Origin of the sequence: Echinicola soli, from assembly GCF_006575665.1 — a bacterium.
Lineage (GTDB): Bacteria > Bacteroidota > Bacteroidia > Cytophagales > Cyclobacteriaceae > Echinicola > Echinicola soli.
In genome coordinates, this window is record NZ_CP041253.1 from 3,157,060 (window position 1) to 3,176,562 (window position 19,503).

Sequence of the window (19,503 nt, forward strand, 5' to 3'; positions counted from 1 at the left end):
AGTCATTTCAACTTAAAATCGCTAACAAAGTATGGAAAAAACACTACTTAGGCAAGTTATTATGCTGTCCAGATATTTTGTGTCAGGGTTCATATTGCAGCTGTTTTTCACAGCCGTATTGATGGCACACACCAGTAAAGCCCAAAAAGAAAGTATAGATCAGATCGCCGCTTCTGTAAATGTGGAGAACACCATGTTGGAGCAGGTGTTTGGGAGTTTAGAGAAGCAAACTTCCCTGCACTTCACGTATAATTCAAGTTTGGTAGATGTCAAAAGCCTCCGGGTCAGTTTGGACCGGTCCAACGCCATGATGTCAGAAGTATTGGCGGATATTGCGCAGCAAACCCAGCTGAAATTTGTGCGGATCAATGACAATATTCACGTCAGCAAACGAGACAAGGGTGAAGCAAGGCTCAACGAAATCATGGAAGAAAGTCCCATGGCCGAAATTCGCGGCAAAGTGGTCTCTGCGACAGACAACCAACCCATACCCGGTGTGACCGTAAGGATAAAGGATACCGATCGTGGCACCATTACGGACATAGACGGTGATTTCTCCATCCATGCTTCCGAAGGGGAAATATTGGTGTTTAGTTTTGTTGGTTTTTTGGCCCAGGAAATTGTTGTCGGAAATCAATCCAATATCATTGTCGAGCTGGAAGAGGATCTACAGTCCCTGGATGAGGTGATCGTGGTGGGATATGGTACCCAAAACAAGCGAGCGGTGACAGGGACTGTGGAATCTGTCAATTATAAGGAATTTGAGGACCGGAGCTATTCAGACGTTTCGCAGTCCTTGGCAGGGAAACTCCCGGGAGTCAACATCACCCAAGGCCAAGGTGCTCCAGGCTCTTCACCCATCATTAGGATCCGGGGGATCAACTCCATTACAGCCGGTACCAATCCACTGTATGTGGTGGATGGGATGCCGATGGAAAATTTTGACCTTAACCTGATTTCCCCTCAGGACATTGCTTCTGTGGAAGTACTGAAGGATGCCAGTGCTGCAGCCATTTACGGTTCCAGGGGCTCCAATGGGGTGATTTTGATCACGACCAAGCTAGGAGAGCCAGGCAAAACCAATATTTCCTTCACCCAGGAATTTGGTGTTCAGGAGGTGAAGAGAAGGGTAGACCTGATGAACGCTCAGCAATTTGTGGATTATTATATCGACGCACATAACAATGCTTGGGTAGCAGCGGGTGGTAATGCCAGTGATCCCAATAGCGTGCGGGACAAAGTGTACCAGATTCCTGCTGACTTTACCGATAACCCAGAGATTTTTGGCCAGGGAACCGATTGGCAGGATGTGATGTTCCGTACCGCTCCCATGACCAATACGGAGTTATCAGTGTCAGGAGGGAACGATAAAACGCAATACCTGTTTTCTGGAGGATATCGGGACCAAACAGCAGTGTTGGATGAAAATTACTATAAACGATTGACATTGCGGTCCAATATTCGCCAGCAGGTCAGTGAAAAGATAAGCCTTGGCTTAAACTTGACCATGGCTGGCATATATGATCGTACACAAGGTGTCCAAGGGAAAAGTGATGTGGTCAGCCTTGGCCTACAAAGTGATCCTATTTTTCCGGTTTATAATGAAAATGGCAATTTGGGCTTTAAGGACCCTAATTCAGAATGGTACCGGTTTACAGAGTATTCCGATTTGCAACTTTGGCACCCATATTCCCTTACCAGGGAAATTACCGGTCAGCGCAAGACATTCAATACCTTGGTCAATGCTTTTGGGGAATGGGAAATCATTGAGGGACTGAAATTTCGTTCCAGCGTGAATGCCAACCTGAACAACGGCAGAAGCCACAGTTACCGAAACGAGGGACAGAAATACGGTTACTCTTCCTATCTTAATGCGCAGGGCAATGAATCATCTATCTTTTCACTCAACTGGCTGACTGAAAATACGGTTCATTACGAAAGGACCGCTGGAGAACATTCCTTTAATGCGCTATTGGGATACATTGCCCAAAAGCAACGCGATGAATACAATGCTGTAGGAGCAGGCAACTACCCTAATGACCTGGTCCACACCCTTAATGCCGGCACGGTGAACAGTGGTACCTCTACCGCCTCTGAATGGTCCATGCTTTCCTATTTGGCCAGGGTTAATTATGACTACAATTACCGGTATTTCCTGACGGCCACCGTCCGTAGAGACGGAAGTTCTAGGTTTGGGAGCAACACCCAATGGGGCTACTTTCCATCTGTTTCTGCTGGCTGGATGATGTCGGAAGAATCCTTTATGCAGCCCATTTCATGGATCAACACCATGAAGCTAAGAGTAAGTTATGGGCTTACAGGCAATAACCAAATCCCTAATTATGGACCAGTTAGTCTGTTGGACGCTTCCAATTACACCAATAGCACTGATTTGCTCAATGGCCTAAGTGTATCAACGGTTTCCAACCCAAATTTAAAATGGGAAAAAACCCAGCAGTTTAACGTGGGCCTGGACCTTATGGCACTTAATGGGGCCCTGAATTTCACGGCCAATTTCTATAATTCCACCACAAATGACCTGTTGCTGAATGTACCGATTCCAGATATCACAGGGTTTTCGACACAGCTGACCAATGTGGGAAGTGTCAGAAACCGCGGTATCGAGTTGAGTGTGGGCGTCAATGAAGAGTTGGGGGCGATCCTTTGGAATACCAGCCTAAACTATTCCGTTAATCGAAATGAGGTACTTAAGCTGGGACCGGACAACAGTCCAATCATTTATACCGATTACGTGGCTACTGTGAAGACAGAAGTAGGCCAGCCTATTTCAAATTTTTACGGCTACATATTTGATGGCGTGTTCAATAACCAGGAAGAAATAGCGGATTACCCACACCATCCTTCCACCAGCCCTGGCGACCCTAAAGTCCGTGACGTCAATGGCGATGGAGAAATTACCGAAGATGACCGGACGATCATCGGTAATTACCAACCTGATTTTACCTTCGGGTTTACCAACTCTTTTGGATACAAAGGGTTTGAGTTTTCATTTATGCTTCAGGGAGCCTACGGTGGTGAAATCGTCAATCAACTGATCCGCTACAATGGTATCTGGAATGGTGGCCGGAACGCTTTTGCCGATGTGGCCAATTACTGGAGATCGGAAAATGACCCTGGAGATGGTGAGCATTTTAAGCCTACCATACAGCCACAGGGGCTTCAGGAGAAATTTTCAACCTATTGGGTGGAAGATGCTTCTTATCTAAGGGTACGCAATATCAGATTGTCCTACACCCTTCCGACTTCTTGGATTGCCAAAACCCCGATCAATACAGCAAGGGTGTATGTCAATGTCGACAATGCCTTCCTGTTTACCGATTATTCCAATTATGATCCTGAAAACACAACCTATACGCCGACCACTTATTCGGGCACATCCAGTAGCGGGGCCAGCTTGCCATCCGGAGCAATGATAGGAGTGGACTACGGTTCTTATCCGGTACCGAGGATCATCACTTTCGGAGCGAAAATAAACTTTTAATGACTCAAAAAATGAAGACCATGAAAAATATCATTTATATCGTCTTGGCAAGTGCAGTAATGTGGGGATGTGGGGAGTCATTCTTGGAGCTGGCTCCTGAGTCCAATGCCAACGCCAATAACTTCTATCAAACACAGGAAGATTTTGACATAGCAGTGAATGCCGCGTATGCGACATTGTATACCTTTTATGCACCAGATGGCCCAGTGTCCTATTGCGCAGAGCAAATGTCCGACAATGCTACCATGTACAATGTGCCGGGAATTCAAGCCGATCGGTGGGCATTTAAGGATTATACCTTGGTACCCTCCAATACCGAAGTCTATCGGCTTTGGAAGGAATCGTATAATTTGATTTTTAATTTGAATATCGTGTTGGCAAACATAGAGACCGCAGACGTACCGGCCGACTACAAAGCCCAAGTAAATGGTGAAATGAAGTTTCTGAGGGCTTTGTACTACTTCTATATGGTGCAGATGTGGGGTGATTTGCCATTGGTAACCACTCCAGTAGGGGCAGACGAAGCCTATGATATCCTCAGAAGTCCAGAAGAGGAAGTATATGGCCAAGTGGTGGCCGATCTCAACGAAGCTGTGGCCAATCTCCCCTCCCACACCTCGGTTTCAGTGCCCGGAAAAGCCAGCAAAGAGGCTGCCCAAGTCTTACTGGGAAAGGTTTACCTGACCCTTGGTGACAATGGCGCTGCCGAATCTATTTTAATGGAGGTTTACAATAAGGAATTCAGCTTGCTGAACAATTATGCAGATCTCTGGCAGGTAGAGAACAAAAATACAGTTGAATCCATATTTGAGGTGCAATATCTCGGAGGCTCTCCAAACTATCCCTATAGCCCTTATTGGTCAGCATTTACACCAACGGAGAATTTTTCCATCACGGCATATGGTGGCGGGATGAATATGGTGACCGATGACCTTTATGAGGAATATGAAGAGGGGGACCCCAGAAGGGATGCTTCCATTTACACAGGATATACCAATGAAACAGGTGACTTTATCGCCATTAAATTTCCAAAAAAATGGTCCGATCCGGATGCCGCCGTAGTCAATGGAAATGAACTTGCCAGCAACAATTTCATTGTTTTGCGCTATGCAGATGTGCTTTTGATGCTGTCAGAGGCCAGTGGTGATCCCAAATACCTTAATGAGGTGCGACAGAGAGCGGGCGTTCCTCTGTACGGAACTTCAGGATACCCTTCTGATCTTTACCCTACCTTGGATTTGGCCATTGAGCATGAGCGTAGATCTGAATTGGCACTGGAATTTCATCGATGGTTTGACCTCAAGAGAACGGATAGAGCCGTGCCTGTCCTTCAGTCGAAAGGGATACCTGTTACCGAATCAACGTTATTGCTGCCTATTCCGGAAGTAGTCATCCAGCAAAATCCGGAAATTTCCCAGAATGATTATTAAACCCACAATATGCTTTAGGAATCATTATAGCCTGTCCTCCCGACATCCGTCAGCCTGTTCCGAAGGATTTCGGGAGGACAGGCTGACGGATGTTTGAAACTGCAAATCAGTGTAGCGACTGATGTTGAAACGGTTTCAGGACGTAATGTCTGTGCGCTCCCGAAATAGTCCGGGGCAGGCTATGGCGTAGATCAGGCTAATGCATATTCTGGGTTAAATGCCGTGCAGTTAAGGGGATTTTCCAGCTCGAAGGGAGGTCATTGAGGGAATCATGATTTTTTTATGGTCGTTTAAAACTTGTATGAGATGTTCTGCCTTGCAGATATTTGGTATTAAGAAATTAAAAAGCGGATACCGTGTCGTAGATATCCTCTTTGACAAACGGCCAGTATTTGCCCATAAAGCAAACAGGGTCAAAGTCTTCATCCGCTCCAGAAAAATTCGTAGAGTTGTTGAGGATCAATTTCCTTTCATGGGTATAGGGGTAACGCCTTTCGTGCAGTTCCAGCATTTGCCCAAGGGAAATAGCGGTTAAGTAATTCGTGTAAATCCCAAAAATCCTTTTTGCGTCCCCTTCTTTGCACAACATCCATTTTCATGGCGATGATTTCATTTTTTTCTACCTCATTGCCCGTTCAAAAACCCTTCGGATTACCGCTTTACCCTTTTTCTGCCAATCTATAGTTTCGATATCGGTGTCCCAGAAAAGGGATTTCCGCAGGATAGACAGGTTGGGAGCCTTTTTGGGGGATACGTTCTTTTCTTTTTGGATATCAAAATAAGTCATGGCTCTTGACTTTCTTTTCGATCATGCTTACTGGCTATTTGTGTGATTTCTACTTCAAACCGTCCTTGGGTCAATGCAAGTCCATAATGGTCAAGCAGATAACTTCTAGCTACATCAAAGGTTTTGATGGGGAATTTTAGTTCAAAACATCCATTTAACTTGGTTTTATCAATTACGAAAATTTTGAACCTGTCCTCCAATTCTCCCACTAAATCTTGTGTTGGGACGCCATTTCCTTCCCAGTAGGTGCTGTTGGTGGAGATTCCCTTTGCAGAATAGACTTTTGTCGTGTCAATCGCATTTTTAATAAAGAGGCTATCATTTAATATCTTCAGGACATAACCTTCTACTTCTTTTTTCTCAATAGTCAATTGATAATCTAATTCATTCAATAATGATTTGGTTGCCGCTGTCCTTCTTTCATCATGGGGCAAATCCTCAGGGAATTTAAAGCGAACATCATAGCGGTTTTGATCGGTAATTGAAATTCTGCTTTTGCTTTTTTGGAGGAGGAAAGTTAATATTTCGTCGAGAGGTTGGTTGACGAGGCTCAATTCCCTGAGATTGAATTGCATGCCTGATCCGTTCATGTAATTATTTTTACTGACGGTGATGGGGTAGATATGGTCGGTGCTTAATTCTTTGTTCAGGACAGATACTGGATTCTGCTGATCTGTCATTACCTGCGGATAACGCTTTTTATGGAGCAATGCGTCTATCATATCACTTGTAAGAAGTGATGGATGTCCTCTCCATTTCAAAATCCCATTTTCATCAATTAAAAATGTCGTTGGATAAGCTTTAACTTCATACTTATTTATAGTTTGATAGGCTGTATCAGTTCCTACATGCGCCAAAATCTTCTTTTTGGATAGGAATTTTGATACATCGTCCTCATTTTCATAGGTTATGGAAATAAATGAAATGTTTTCATTTTTGTATTCCTCTGTAAGGTCATTTAGGTGGGGGATTGTATAGATGCATGGGCCGCAATTTGTAAACCAGAAGTCCAAAACGATCGCTTTACCTGCTGTGCTCGGCTCATCGTGATCGCTATTATTTATCCATTTATCAACGGAAATTGCAGGAGCTTTCTCGCCAATCTGTACTTGGGCATAAGCATTAACTGCTGCTAGCAATAATATATTGATTAATATTATTCTTTTCATAAAAGTTTATCAATTAAGCATAACCTATATTTGTATGAAACTCTAATACACCTACATTCATCTAGAAACAGATAAAACCGTCCATTTCTGTTATAGTCCGATATCTTCGAAAAATACTGAATCTTTATGTGTTAAAAAATACCCCAAATGGGGTATTTCCCTCCATTCGATTTATCCTCACATTAGAATTCGATTAGAAACGAACCATTTTTTGTCATTTACCGTCAATACTAGTTAATATTGATTGGAATTATATACCCTTTAATACAGATCAGTGAGAAAAATATTGCTTGTAGAAGATGACAGCCGTGTCAGTGCATTTATCATAAAAGGCCTAAAGGAAGAAGGCTATGATGTAGCCCTCGCCATGGATGGAAAGATGGGACTTCAAATGGCGCTTCAAGGCAACTATGACTTGATCATTTTGGATATTATGATTCCCGAAATGAATGGGATAGAAGTCTGCAAAGAGATCAGAAAACAACATGCCACTGTTCCTGTACTTTTTTTGACAGCCTTGGGAAGTACTGAAAATGTAGTGATGGGATTGGATAGCGGAGCTGATGACTACCTTTCCAAGCCGTTTAAGTTCATCGAACTGCTGGCCAGGGTGCGGACGTTGATGAGAAGATCTTCCTATGGTAATGGGAGTGAAAACAAATCGGAAAGCACCTATCAGTTTAGTGATTTGGAACTGGATGATGAGACCAAGACTGTGCTGAGAGATGGGATGGCCATTAGCCTTACCTCCACCGAATACAGGTTGTTGTTGATGTTTATTAAGAACCAACGACGTGTACTTTCGCGTATTGATATTTTAGAAGAAGTCTGGGGAATTGATTTTGACATGGGTACCAATGTGGTGGATGTTTATGTAAACTACCTAAGGAAAAAACTGGAAAAATATAATGGCTCCAGGCTTATCCAGACGGTCATAGGAATGGGGTACGTGCTAAAAGAAGCTGAATGAAAACGCAGAATAAAATCGTCTATGTCCTATTGATCGTTTTTTTTAGCTACACCTTGCTGTTCAGTGGGTTTATCTATTATTCTATTTCTAATTATGCCTTTACTGATTTTTATAAGCGACTTGAAATCAGGGCGATTACCACGGCCAAGTCCCAATTGGAGAATGAAAGTGAAGGGAATATTATAAGGGAGCTGAGACAAGAGTACTTGGAAGAGCTTCCGGACGAGGATATCAAGATGTACAAATTGCCAAAGGACGGTGAATGGCAAGGAATAAACGGGCTTGGGGAATTTGAAAACGGTTTTATTGACGAAATACTAGAGGACGGTACCAGTATGTACAATGACAGCCGTACCTTTTTTTATGGCACTACCTACACCACGGTGGGCAAGGCCACGTATTTGGTCATCATTTCTGCTGAAAACTATTTTATTACCCACCATGTCCATTATTTGCGAAATCTATTATTTACCTCATTGGCGATTGCTTTTGTGATTATTTTGGTAGTAGCATTTTTCTTTACAAGAAAATACATCCAACCCATCAATGATATCATCGAAAAGGTAAAGGAAATTAGTTCTGAAAATCTTCACCTTCGGCTAAACCAAAAATCCAAAAATGATGACACCATTTCCCAACTTGCACAGACCTTTAATGATATGCTGAACAGGCTGGAGACTTCTTTTGAGACACAAAAGAACTTTATCAGCAATGCCAGTCATGAATTGAATACTCCCTTGACCAGCATTATCGGTGAGGCAGATGTGACCCTAAGCAAGATAAGGAGGCCGGAGGAGTATATTATGTCGCTGCAGACCATCCTGGAGGAGGCGGAGAAGCTGGACAAAAAGACCAAGGCATTGCTCATGCTGGCACAGACGGGATTTGATGGGAAGCGGCAAAAATTCAATATGCTGCGGACAGATCAACTGATCATGGATGTCAAGGATACCGTGGAAAAAATCTACCCTGTCAGTAAGATCAGTATCGATTTTAGCCTTTTGCCAGAAAACCCGTACAGGTTGAAGATCAATGCCAATGAAGCACTTCTTCACCTGGCCCTTTCCAATATTATCCTCAATGGATGTAAGTACTCGGATTTCAGCCCTGTCCATGTGGCCTTGGGGGTCTCCGAGGGAAAAGTAATCATCCTTGTAAAAGATGAGGGCATTGGTATACCGGATTCAGAAATGAAGTACATCTACGATCCGTATTTTAGGGCTAGCAATACCAAAAACCATGAAGGCTATGGCATTGGGTTACCCCTGGCTCGCAATATCGTTCGGATGCACCGTGGAGAACTGGTGGTGAACTCGATAGAAGATGAAGGGACTACGGTCCAAATTACCCTCCCTTGTTTTTTTACATCCCAGGAAATCAACGAAGGAAAAGCTGAGGAAATCATGAAGGCATACCGGAAGGAGAAAGGTAGTTTGACAGAAAATTAAGGGCCTTTCGTTGGGTAGATTTCCTGCTTATTTGTGAACGGGCAGGTTTTGACGCCAACTATTATTTGAAGTGGTGTCATTTAGAATTGTTTGGACCAATTGTTTGCAAATTTTTCCATGCCCAGACCTTTATTTCTAAGGCATCACATTTTCTTAGGTGTCCCAAAAGGAGCTCATTGGGAAAAAGAAACGAAGTAATCCAGCCTGGCCGGTTAGAGAGGAGACGCAGCAATGCTCCTTCCCATGAAACTCATGCCGGTTCGCTCTTTCCTCCAGCCTGACCTCTTCTGCACGCGCTGAACCGTCAGTAGATCAGCCGTCCTAGGATACATTTTAACTCAGCCAATTGCTTAGGATTCGCACCCAATCTAAATTCTAATCTCATCTTAATCTTATTCTTACCCCCCTCTAATTGGTGGGGTATACTTTTGCTTTTGATAATTAAAACAATGTGATAGATGAGAAAAACAGTGCTAATACCAACTGATTTTACGGTGAAATCCTTAAATCTGGTTAAGTCAGCTTTGAATGCGAATGATGATTGTCAGCTGGAAATCATCCTTTTACATGGTTTGTATCTTCCGGACTCTATTTCTGAGATGCTTTTTTTTAGTAAAAAAGAGGCCATTAGGAAATTAGAGAATCCTGCATTTGAAGAATCTTGTCAGTTGCTGTTGAGTAAATATGGATCACGCATAGAAAGTTTAAGTGTGGACTTGTTTTCGGGTTATAATCGTGGAGCCTTCGAAAATTACCTGGAGGGAAACAGGGTAGATGAGATTTATGCTTTTACCGACCATGATTTCAGGCCATGTCATAAAAGGAGCTTTGACCTGATGCCATTGATAGAAAAGACAAGTGTTCATCTGACCAAAGTAAAGTGGGTCGATCACGGGAGAAGGCACGACTTGGATAGGAATCAATTGGCTGCGCTCTTTTTTGGGCATTTTAGTCCATCATAAATTTAAAACTACGATGAAGATAAAATTGATGTATTTCGGGGTGATTGTATTGCTGTTTGGGATTGTGATTACCCTGGTGGCCAATGATGTGAACCCCGAACGTAAGCTGATCGGAAAATGGGAAGAGGTGATGTGGAAGTACGAAAAACTCGACAGTTCTGAAGACAATGTATTTGATTCGTTTCGCATCAATGAGCAATTAAAACAAGAAATCAGCAGAGAACTGGTGATTCATAAAGCAGAAACTTGGGAGATTATGCCTGATGGTGCCGTTGTGCTTCATAAGAAGGATGGAAGTAGTGAGCAGTTGTACTGGAGATTGAAAGGCCGCGGTCATGTGCTGAAGCTGTTTGGACACGGGGACAGCCTGGAGCACTATCAGATCCAAAAGCTTACGGACGAAACCTTGGAAATCCATTTTAATTCAGATCTGCAAGCCAGGGGAATCATCAAGATGACCTTTGAAAAAGCTAAAAACTAAGACCAATGCTCAGAAAATTCAGCAATAGTAGGACATTAAGCGATAATATAAAACTGGGAAGCCTGACCGCTTTCTCTGCGGGAATGGTCAATGTGGTCTCGGTGATGTTGTTTTTTGCTTTTACTTCTAATGTGACCGGTCACTATGCGGTATTGGCAGAAGAGATTGCCAAGGGCAATTGGTATCAGGCCGGGGTGGTGGCTGCATGGATCATGCTGTTCTTCCTGGGCGGTTTTACTTCCAATTGTATCATTATCCATTTCAATAAGAATTATACCTACTTATCGCATGCTGTTCCTGTGATTTTGGAAATCCTATGCCTTTTGATAGTAGGTACGTACGTGCAGTTTTATTATGCGGAGACATTGCTCGAAACAGAATGGTTGGTGGGGTTAATGCTCTATGCCATGGGGATACAAAACGGTTTGACGGCAAGTATTTCCAACTCTGCGGTCAAAACGACTCACTTGACAGGCTTGACCACAGACCTGGGGATGCTCTTTTCCATGTTTACCAAGAAAGAATACCGTCAAAATCCCCAATTGAGAGGTAAGCTAAAGATACAGCTGTCGATAATGGTGAGCTATCTGTCTGGGGGCATCACAGCCGGTTATATTTACATGACCATTGCCTACAACGTGTTTTATATCGTTTGCCTGTTTCTTTTGATCGTTATTGGCTATGATTATTACAAACTGAAATACTATGAATTGGTCAATAGGCGTGAGCTGAAAAGCAAGAAGGATTATTACCGATATGTAGAAGTCAAGAATAAAAAGAAAATCCTCGAAAAAGCCTGAATGTATGATGGTGGTAGTCAAAAGACAGGCTTAGTTCAGACACCTGCGAGTCATGTTACTTGTGGGTGTTTTTTTATTTTCGAATGTAGGTGATTACAGCGTTTTGCAAAAGAAATTGTAAAACGGAGGAATGATTATAGGGTCAAGTGAAAAGTTGGGGGGACTGGGGTTGGTTCCGATAGCATGCAGATGGCACAGATTAATAAGATTTGCGCTGATTCTTTTATGCTGAAGCACGCATTCCTATTAACCTGAGCTCGACTATGAATTCGATGTCATTCCGTCATACGACAACCGGAGGTAGGAAGCAATCTCGTATTCTTAAGACGGGACTGCCTCGTTCCCGATAGCGAGACAGGCTATACTTCCTCGCAGTGACGGGAAAGGATTAGGAAAAGGGCGTGACGGTTTATTAACATAAAAACTCAGGTTATTAACTAAATTAAAGAGAAATATGCTTACCACAGCCACCTAGCAATCTCTCATCCCTCAGAAATATTGCTTGGTCCTGATTATATATATCCCTAAAAACACATCAATAAGTGATGAGTAGCTATTTTATCATCAATACTTCTTTGATCACTTTATCCTGCTCTGGATCATCGGCCATGATCATGAGCGTATCATTTTCCATCAGTTCGGTTTCTCCGTTTGGAGTGATGAATTTCCCGTTTCTACTGATCAGGACGACCAGACAGGAAGTTGGAAAACCAATTTCCAGGATTTTTTTTCCAACGACTTCCGCGCTAGCGGGAAGCTTCACCTCAATCAAAGCATTTTTGACATCTTCAGAGAGTTCAATGTCCAACAGGGACTTTTTCTTTAGCCCTTCAGGAAGTGCCAATCCAAGGAGCTTGGCAGCCAAGGAAAGTGTGGTGGCCTGGACCGCCACAGAAGTCAATACAATAAAGAAAACAATATGGAAGATGACATCTGACATTTGGACACCATGGATCATGGGAAAGGTGGCAAAAACAATAGGGACGGCTCCCCGAAGTCCCACCCATGATAAAAACAGCTTTTCCTTAACGGTATATTTGAAAGGCAGCAAGGTCAGGAAGACTCCCAGCGGTCTGGCAACAAGGATTAGAAATATGGCTGCTGCCAATGCGAATCCTATCACGGGAAGCATTTGGGAAGGGAATACCAATAGCCCCAGTGTGATAAACATCACCACCTGCATCAGCCAGGCAATTCCATCAAAGAATTTCATCATGCTCTTTTTATGTAGCATTTTTCCATTGCCTACCGTGAGAGCGCAGATATAGACCGCTAAGAAACCGTTACCGCCCAGAAGGTCCGTGAGGGTGTAGGTGAGCATCACCAGAGAAATCATCAACACCGGATAAAGCCCTTCCGTGTCCAATTTTATCTTGTTTACTGTGAGTACTATTCCTCTACCGATCAGCCAACCCAAAAGTGCTCCAACGGTCATCTGGATAAAAAACAAAGGGATGATTTTCCATATCGAAAAATTCTGAATGGTAAGTAAACTGGTCAAGGAAATGGTCAGGAAGTAGGCCATCGGATCATTACTTCCGCTTTCCAGCTCCAGTAGCGGACGAAGGTTGCCCTTAAGCCCAATGCTTTTACTTCTTAAAATGGAAAATACAGCTGCAGCATCAGTGGACGAAACAATCGATCCGAGGAGCAAACTTTCCAGCAAGGTCAAATCCGAAACCCAGTATACAAAAGCTCCCAAAGAGAAACTTGTCAGCAACACCCCAAGGGTAGACAGGGCAATACCTTGTCCCAGAATAGGCTTTACAGTGGGCCACTTGGTGTCAAGGCCACCTGAAAACAAAATAAAGGTCAAGGCAATGATGCCCAAAAATTGTGTCAGCGATGGATCATCGAAGACGATGCCCCCGATACCATCTGAACCAGCCAGCATCCCTACTCCCAAAAATATCAAAAGTGCAGGAATGCCTGTTTTGCCCGAAGTCTTGCTCGCAATCACACCAGCAAAGAGTAACAGTGAACTGATCAGAAGGATGTTTTCTGCAGTGAGAATCATAAATGGTTATCGTAGAATTAAGATAATGCTTGAATTTAGTAAACTGTTGGGGCAAAATGCTTTTAGTGGAATTGTTTTTTTTGAAATAGATGTTTTGGAATCATTGGGATCTGAGTAAAGACTTTGCTTTGGAAGGAAATTCGTTAAAATCTACCCCTAAATCTCCTAAAGGAGACTTTCTGATCACCCCTTCAGAGGACGGGGTAGTTTTAGAAAATCGAAAAAATCTTTTCTCTTTTCGTTTAAACCTACTTTTTCAGTGTAAGTAAAATTAAGTCGGAAGACAGTCTTTTGGAATCAATAATTTTTAGCAGCTCAAATTGATAAAGAATCAATCGTTTTAGCGCCATCTGAATGCCATTTGTTTACATGAAAACGTAGTTTTTGTCCTGTATGTAGTAAATAGTTGGCATCAGTTTTGGTTAAGGCCTACCGAACTAATACCAACTATTATGAAGAGTAAAGTAGTAATTTTCGTGTTATTGTTTGCTGCCTTTAGTATCAGTGCGAATGCGCAGGGCAGGGGGCATCGGGGAAAAGGAAAACATGGGAAAAAGCACCATAAGAAAGAAATGGAGCATAGAAAAGATTATCACAAGCGTGCTATGGAGCATCGCTGGGAGGATCGTAAGCGTGAGGAAGAATGGTACAGGGAAATGCGAAAGAGGGAAAGGGAACATAATTATAAAGTGGCCAAGATGGAGCGTAAATATTATAAATCGCTCCGGAAAAAGCACCTTCATCACCTAGAGCACTGCCATCATTGTGATGTAGCATTTTATCATAGTGATGACTATTATTATGTCGATGATGTGTATTATTCACGCAGAAGATATACACCGGTGCGTTTTGATGCTGAGTTGTTTTTCAGGAATGGTTCTGTAAGAATTATCCTTTAACCCGAAATATGCATTAGCCTATCTACGCCACGGCGCACAGGTATTACGACCTGAAACTGCTTCAAAATCAGCCGCTACGCTGCTATTTTCTTACAGTTTCAGCTCTTCCCGATATCCGTCAGCCTGTCCCGAAGGATTTCGGGAGGACAGGCTATAACGATTCAAATAATCCGGGTTTAAGTGAGTAGTACAAAGAGATAGGTGAACGCCGCAGAAAAAATACAAAGTACTTTTTCTGCGGCGTTTTTTGATGCAACTCCCATTGGCCTGCCGTTTCTGCCATAATGTTGTTAGAAGCGGTTTCTTTTGGCCTTGGTAATATTGTTTCAGATAACTGATTGTGGTTTTATTTGTTGCAACTATATTGCATTTGTTTTGGTTAGTTGAAATGGAAAATTCCGGTTTCGTCTGGAGCCGGTTTTTTTAATCATTTGTTAATGGCTTTTTCAAAAGTTAAGGCACATAGACAGATATCTTTGTATCTTTATTTTGCTGACGCATATCGATTGTTTTTCCTTGTAATGATGCACAAGTAAGTGGCTCCTTTGGGCCATTTTGATTTAGAGGACTAGCGAGAGGTTGGCAGTAGTTTGGGATTCCATATCAAAATTATAATGAATAAAATAACTATCATCTGTCTACTTATTTTTCTTATTCCTTTTTTTGTCAAGGGACAAGAGGAATACAAGTTCCACTCCCACAATGATTATTTACAGCCTGTTCCTTTTTGGACAGCATATGCGAATGATGCTGCATCCATAGAAGTTGACGTGATCCTTCAGGACGGTAAATTAATGGTGGCCCATGAAAAGGAAACAATAGCGGTGGAGAAAACACTTGAATCGCTTTACTTGTCTCCGATACGCCAAGCAAAGGAATTGGGAATCGGGGAGCCCACTTTTCAGCTGTTGATCGATATCAAGACGGAAGCCTATAAGAGTATGGAGATACTAGAGGCGGTTTTGGCGGATTACAGGGATATTTTGGCGGTACCTGGTGAACAAGAAGGGGTAAAAGTAGTAGTTTCCGGAAGTCGACCAGCGGTAGAGGACTATGATGATTATGCTTCATATATTCTCTTTGATTATCAGAATACAGAATTCCCAAGCAAATTGCCTTGGCATAAAATAGCTTTGGTAAGCCTTCCGTTCCAGAAATTTTCCGTGTGGAATGGTAAGGGGAGATTAGTACATGCCGAAAAACAACAACTGGAAGAACTGATCGCAAAGGTCCATGCAGTGGATCGTCCGATACGGTTTTGGGGAGCACCGGACAGCAAAACTGCCTGGAAAGCTTTTGCTGATTTGGGAATTGACTATATCAATACGGACATGCCCTTCGAGGCCAATGAATACCTGAATAGTCTAAACAGCAATGTGGTCAACAGTCAACATCAGCACGAAATATACCGTCCACAATACAAGGTAGATGGTGCCGCAGTACCTGTCAAACAAATCATTTTGATGATAGGTGATGGCAATGGTCTGGCGCATATTTCTGCAGGGATGTATGCTCATGGAAATCAACTTAACCTGACACAATTAAAGCATATTGGTTTGGTAAAAACCCAGTCCGCAGATGACTTTACGACGGATTCTGCAGCCGGTGCCACTGCCTTGGCTACGGGCAAAAAAGCCAATAATCGGGCCATTGGTTTTTCTCCTGATGGCCATCCTCTTCCCAATTTGCCAGAATTGTTGGAACGTTATTCGTTCAGTACGGGAATCGTGACCACAGATCATGTGACAGGTGCTACACCGGCATCCTTTTATGCTCATAGAGAAGATCGGAGTATGGTAACGGGAATTGCTGAAGATTTGTCAAAAAGCCCGCTGAACCTATTTATAGGTGGTGGAAAGAATGACTTTCTTGTGCAAGATCGAGATTTGATAGCACCACTTGATGCCGCTGGGTTTACAATAGTCAAGAGCCTGGAAGAACTAAAAGAGCCTGGCATTAAAAAAGCGGGGTATTTTGCCAGTAATCAGGGATTGCCTACGGTCATGAAAGGGAGGGAAGGATTTCTGAAGACTGCTACCACACGTTCCCTGGCCTTTTTGAGCCAAAAGGCACAACCATTTTTCTTAATGATAGAAGGGGCGATGATTGATAGTGGAGGCCACTGGAATAATGCAGAAGCTGTCGTGGAGGAAGAAATTGATTTTGATGAAGCAGTGGGAGCGGTGCTTGCTTATGCAGATGCGCATCCTGGGACATTGGTGTTGATTACAGCAGATCACGAGACTGGCGGAGTCACATTGCCCCAGGGAAATTTGGATAAAGGGGAGGTTGAGCTAAACTTTGACACCAAAGACCATACTGGTATTATGGTGCCTTTATTTGCTTACGGTGCACATGCAGATGAGTTTTTGGGCGTATATGAGAATACAGAAGTCTTTAAGAAAATAATGGGCCTTGTGAAACAATACCATAAGCAGTAAGCTGTTTGGAGGCCGATGGTCAATCTGTGGAACCCCATTTTACAGCCAATCTCCACCCAAGATAAGCAAAAGGCACATAGGCCAGACCAATGTCCAGAATGCCAAACCAAGAAGGAAGGGGAAGCAAGATGATAGTGATCATTCCACCCAACAGAAAACAAAAACCTACCATAAGAGCGAAGCTTATTTTGTGACTTACAGCAATAAGTGCAGCGACAAGGGCACCAGAAAGTGTACCCATAGCGTGAGCAATGAATGGGATCATAAAATGACCGATTTCAAATAATGGCAATGCCGTTTTGAGGCCTTCCATGGTCGTGAAATCCATTTCGGTAGGAAGTGGTACAAACATGCCGCTGATCATGATAAGTCCGATATTGACGGCACCACCGATGGTCAGGCCGGCCAATAAACTAATGATATTTCTAGGGACTATATTCATGGGAAGTGAGCATGGTCTCTGCAAAAGCGCAGGCTTATGGAAGTTGCTGTCATTGGAAAAGTGTTTCGGTGTACGTTAATAAGTTTTTATTGCCCCATTTTCCATGGCCTGGAATGACTAATTTAAGGTTAGGATAAGCAGCATTGATCTTATTTATGGTGGTAGACCAAGCCGTGATATTGGCATCTTCGAGGTTGCCTTTACCAGCACCATCTGCTTTGACCAGACAGCCGCCAAAAAGCACCTGGTCATCTGGGAAATAGCCGATTACATTGTCTGCGGTATGCCCCTCACCAAAATAGTGGACAAAAACGGATTTATTGCCGACTTTTAGGGCTAATTCGTCCGGAAATCCCATTTTTGGCTGCGGAAATCCATGCTGGGACGCAAGGGAAAGGGTGTGCTTATAGGCATAGGAGGGGATTTTTCTGGCGTGAAATGCTTCCAGGCCACCCAGGCAATCCAGGTGAAAGTGGGTAGCTACGACGGCCTTGATTTGCAGTTTTTCTCCCTCCAGAAAAGTGATGAGCTCATCGGCTTCGCTGGAAGTGCTCGGGGTGTCAAAGATGATCGCCTCACCATCACTGATTACGATCATGCCATTGCAGTCCACTTTACCGAAGTCTTCGGTATCTAGGAAGGAAATATGAACATAGGTATTGGGACTGACTTGTTTGATGACCAATTTGTCCGAAGCATAAATTTCTTTTTCCGTGAAGCTGGTATTTTGATCCTGAGATGGATGCTCATGGGATTTTTCACTTTTCCCACTGCAAGCGGAAAGGGTCAGCAATAAAGCTGCAATAACGAAGTGGTAGATCATTATAACTGTAGTTTAGTGGTTATAACCATAAAAATAGCACCTCGATCCAGTAGTTAATAGTACCTGGCAAAAAAAAGAAAAAAAACCATCCGCCACGGCGGATGGTTTTGCATTGCCTGGGACAGTTGACTACTATTCACGTATTTGGCCACTGCCAAATACATAATATTTATTAGTTACCAATTGCTCAAGTCCCAATGGGCCTCTGTGGTGCAGTTTGTCCGTACTGATGGCCAGTTCTGCGCCAACGCCCATCTGTCCACCATCCGTAAATCGGGTGGAAGCATTGTGGTAAACCGCGGCACTGTCCACTTGCTCCATGAACATAGCTGCTTTTTCCTTATTAGTGGTCAGTATAGTGGCAGAGTGCCCACCACTGTATTTATTGATCTTTGCGATGGCTTCATCCAGTCCATTGACCTTGCCGATGAGTGCTTTCAGGGCCAGGAATTCTTCATACCAAGTGTCCTCAGAGGGAACTTCCTTAGCACCATCCAGCGAACTTACCAGTTCTTTTTCGGCTACAAGTTCTACTTTATATTCTGCCAGGTTCTTGGCCAAATCAGCCAACTTGGATTCGAAATCAGGTAGTTTTTCATCAACCAAGATTTTATCCAAGGCATTACATCCGGAGATCTTATCGGTTTTCGCATTGATGATTACTTTCTTGGCTTGCTCCCAGTTGGCATCTTCGGCCACATAGGCAAAGTTGTTGCCTCGTCCACTTACCAGCACTGCACATTGGGCATGCTCTTTTACAAAAGCAATTAGCCTTTCTCCGCCTCTTGGGACGATGAGGTCAAGCTTTTCGGATGGGTTTTTCAGGAATTCCTGCGTTTGCTCCCTGTTCAGGGTAAACAGTTCGATCCAGTCCTTACTTAGCCCATTTTCTTCTAGCGCTTCATGCCAGCACTCCACCAAGACTTTATTGGAATGCACCGCCTCTTTACCTCCCTTGAGCAGGATTTTACTGTTTGCCTTAAAAGCCAACACTGCTGCTTCAATGGTAACGTCAGGACGGGATTCATAGATAATCATAATTGTGCCAAATGGCGCAGTACGATTAGTGATTTCCAGTCCATTGGCCAAGGTCCGTTTAGAGATTTCTTTTCCTACAGGATCTTCCTGGTCTTTTACCTCTTGGACGGCTTGGATCATGCCGTTTATTTTGGCGTCATTAACGACCAGCCTGTCATAGAGTGCTTGATCATCTCTCTGGAAAGCATCCAGATCAGCTTTATTGGCCGTCAGAATTTTCTCACGGTTTTTATCGATGATTTTTATCATCGAGGCCAACACGTCATTTTTTTTCTGTGTGCTTAATATTTTCAT

General features: G+C 43.2%; 17 protein-coding genes. 9 read left to right on the forward strand and 8 right to left on the reverse strand.

Annotated features, from left to right (window positions below; translation table 11 throughout):
• The first annotated feature begins 31 nt into the window (after window positions 1-31).
• Together FKX85_RS12590 and FKX85_RS12595 are read left to right on the forward strand one after the other, a co-directional pair.
• Window positions 32-3,502, forward strand: coding sequence for a SusC/RagA family TonB-linked outer membrane protein (locus FKX85_RS12590; RefSeq protein ID WP_229239614.1), 3,471 nt, complete (start codon window positions 32-34; stop codon window positions 3,500-3,502).
• Window positions 3,503-3,522: 20 nt separating this feature from the next.
• Window positions 3,523-4,932, forward strand: coding sequence for a RagB/SusD family nutrient uptake outer membrane protein (locus FKX85_RS12595; protein ID WP_141615064.1), 1,410 nt, complete (start codon window positions 3,523-3,525; stop codon window positions 4,930-4,932).
• A 340-nt stretch (window positions 4,933-5,272) separates the two neighbouring features.
• Here FKX85_RS12595 and FKX85_RS21455 read toward each other — a convergent pair whose 3' ends face one another.
• Genes FKX85_RS21455 through FKX85_RS12600 form a run of 4 tightly spaced genes read right to left on the reverse strand, consistent with a single transcriptional unit; the run spans window position 5,273 to window position 6,888 of the window.
• Window positions 5,273-5,443 carry a hypothetical protein gene (locus FKX85_RS21455; protein WP_168196260.1) on the reverse strand — a complete coding sequence of 57 codons (171 nt, stop codon included), beginning with the start codon at window positions 5,441-5,443 and terminating at the stop codon, window positions 5,273-5,275.
• A complete protein-coding gene (locus FKX85_RS21905; protein ID WP_394344986.1) occupies window positions 5,403-5,531 on the reverse strand; it encodes a hypothetical protein in 129 nt (42 codons plus the stop codon). Before FKX85_RS21905 ends, FKX85_RS21455 begins: the two co-directional genes overlap by 41 nt.
• A 20-nt stretch (window positions 5,532-5,551) precedes the next feature.
• Window positions 5,552-5,719, reverse strand: coding sequence for a DUF6922 domain-containing protein (locus FKX85_RS21460; RefSeq protein WP_168196261.1), 168 nt, complete (start codon window positions 5,717-5,719; stop codon window positions 5,552-5,554).
• A complete protein-coding gene (locus tag FKX85_RS12600) occupies window positions 5,716-6,888 on the reverse strand; it encodes a redoxin domain-containing protein (protein ID WP_141615065.1) in 1,173 nt (390 codons plus the stop codon). The genes FKX85_RS21460 and FKX85_RS12600 overlap by 4 nt, the downstream gene beginning before the upstream one ends.
• Before the next feature lie 274 nt (window positions 6,889-7,162).
• On the opposite strand from FKX85_RS12600, the gene FKX85_RS12605 reads away from it, so the two are divergent.
• From FKX85_RS12605 to FKX85_RS12625, 5 genes are all read left to right on the forward strand, one after another.
• Window positions 7,163-7,858, forward strand: a complete 696-nt coding sequence (locus FKX85_RS12605) for a response regulator transcription factor (protein WP_141615066.1) — start codon at window positions 7,163-7,165, stop codon at window positions 7,856-7,858.
• Window positions 7,855-9,306, forward strand: coding sequence for a sensor histidine kinase (locus tag FKX85_RS12610; protein ID WP_141615067.1), 1,452 nt, complete (start codon window positions 7,855-7,857; stop codon window positions 9,304-9,306). The genes FKX85_RS12605 and FKX85_RS12610 overlap by 4 nt, the downstream gene beginning before the upstream one ends.
• Window positions 9,307-9,764: 458 nt before the next feature.
• On the forward strand, window positions 9,765-10,268 hold the full coding sequence (locus tag FKX85_RS12615) for a hypothetical protein (RefSeq protein ID WP_141615068.1): 504 nt from the start codon (window positions 9,765-9,767) through the stop codon (window positions 10,266-10,268).
• A gap of 13 nt (window positions 10,269-10,281) precedes the next feature.
• Complete coding sequence (locus FKX85_RS12620; RefSeq protein ID WP_141615069.1) at window positions 10,282-10,749, forward strand: hypothetical protein; 468 nt, start codon at window positions 10,282-10,284, stop codon at window positions 10,747-10,749.
• A 5-nt stretch (window positions 10,750-10,754) separates the two neighbouring features.
• Window positions 10,755-11,549 (forward strand): YoaK family protein, encoded by a 795-nt coding sequence (locus tag FKX85_RS12625; protein WP_141615070.1) that lies wholly within the window; start codon window positions 10,755-10,757, stop codon window positions 11,547-11,549.
• A gap of 553 nt (window positions 11,550-12,102) precedes the next feature.
• Here the strand turns inward: FKX85_RS12625 and FKX85_RS12630 are convergent.
• Window positions 12,103-13,566, reverse strand: coding sequence for a potassium/proton antiporter (locus FKX85_RS12630; protein WP_141615071.1), 1,464 nt, complete (start codon window positions 13,564-13,566; stop codon window positions 12,103-12,105).
• Window positions 13,567-14,018: 452 nt separating this feature from the next.
• Here FKX85_RS12630 and FKX85_RS12635 point away from each other — a divergent pair, with 452 nt between their 5' ends.
• On the forward strand, window positions 14,019-14,465 hold the full coding sequence (locus FKX85_RS12635) for a hypothetical protein (protein WP_141615072.1): 447 nt from the start codon (window positions 14,019-14,021) through the stop codon (window positions 14,463-14,465).
• Window positions 14,466-15,079: 614 nt separating this feature from the next.
• A complete protein-coding gene (locus FKX85_RS12640) occupies window positions 15,080-16,906 on the forward strand; it encodes an alkaline phosphatase (protein ID WP_141615073.1) in 1,827 nt (608 codons plus the stop codon).
• 19 nt (window positions 16,907-16,925) lie between these two features.
• Here the strand turns inward: FKX85_RS12640 and FKX85_RS12645 are convergent, their stop codons facing one another.
• The 3 genes from FKX85_RS12645 to FKX85_RS12655 all read right to left on the reverse strand — a co-directional run bounded on the left by FKX85_RS12645 (window position 16,926) and on the right by FKX85_RS12655 (window position 19,503).
• Window positions 16,926-17,348 (reverse strand): hypothetical protein, encoded by a 423-nt coding sequence (locus tag FKX85_RS12645; protein ID WP_141615074.1) that lies wholly within the window; start codon window positions 17,346-17,348, stop codon window positions 16,926-16,928.
• Between the two features lie 49 nt (window positions 17,349-17,397).
• Window positions 17,398-18,171 (reverse strand): subclass B1 metallo-beta-lactamase, encoded by a 774-nt coding sequence (gene bla / locus FKX85_RS12650; protein ID WP_141615075.1) that lies wholly within the window; start codon window positions 18,169-18,171, stop codon window positions 17,398-17,400.
• Window positions 18,172-18,303: 132 nt separating this feature from the next.
• Window positions 18,304-19,503: a glutamate-5-semialdehyde dehydrogenase gene (locus FKX85_RS12655; protein ID WP_141615076.1), complete on the reverse strand. Its 1,200-nt coding sequence runs from the start codon at window positions 19,501-19,503 to the stop codon at window positions 18,304-18,306.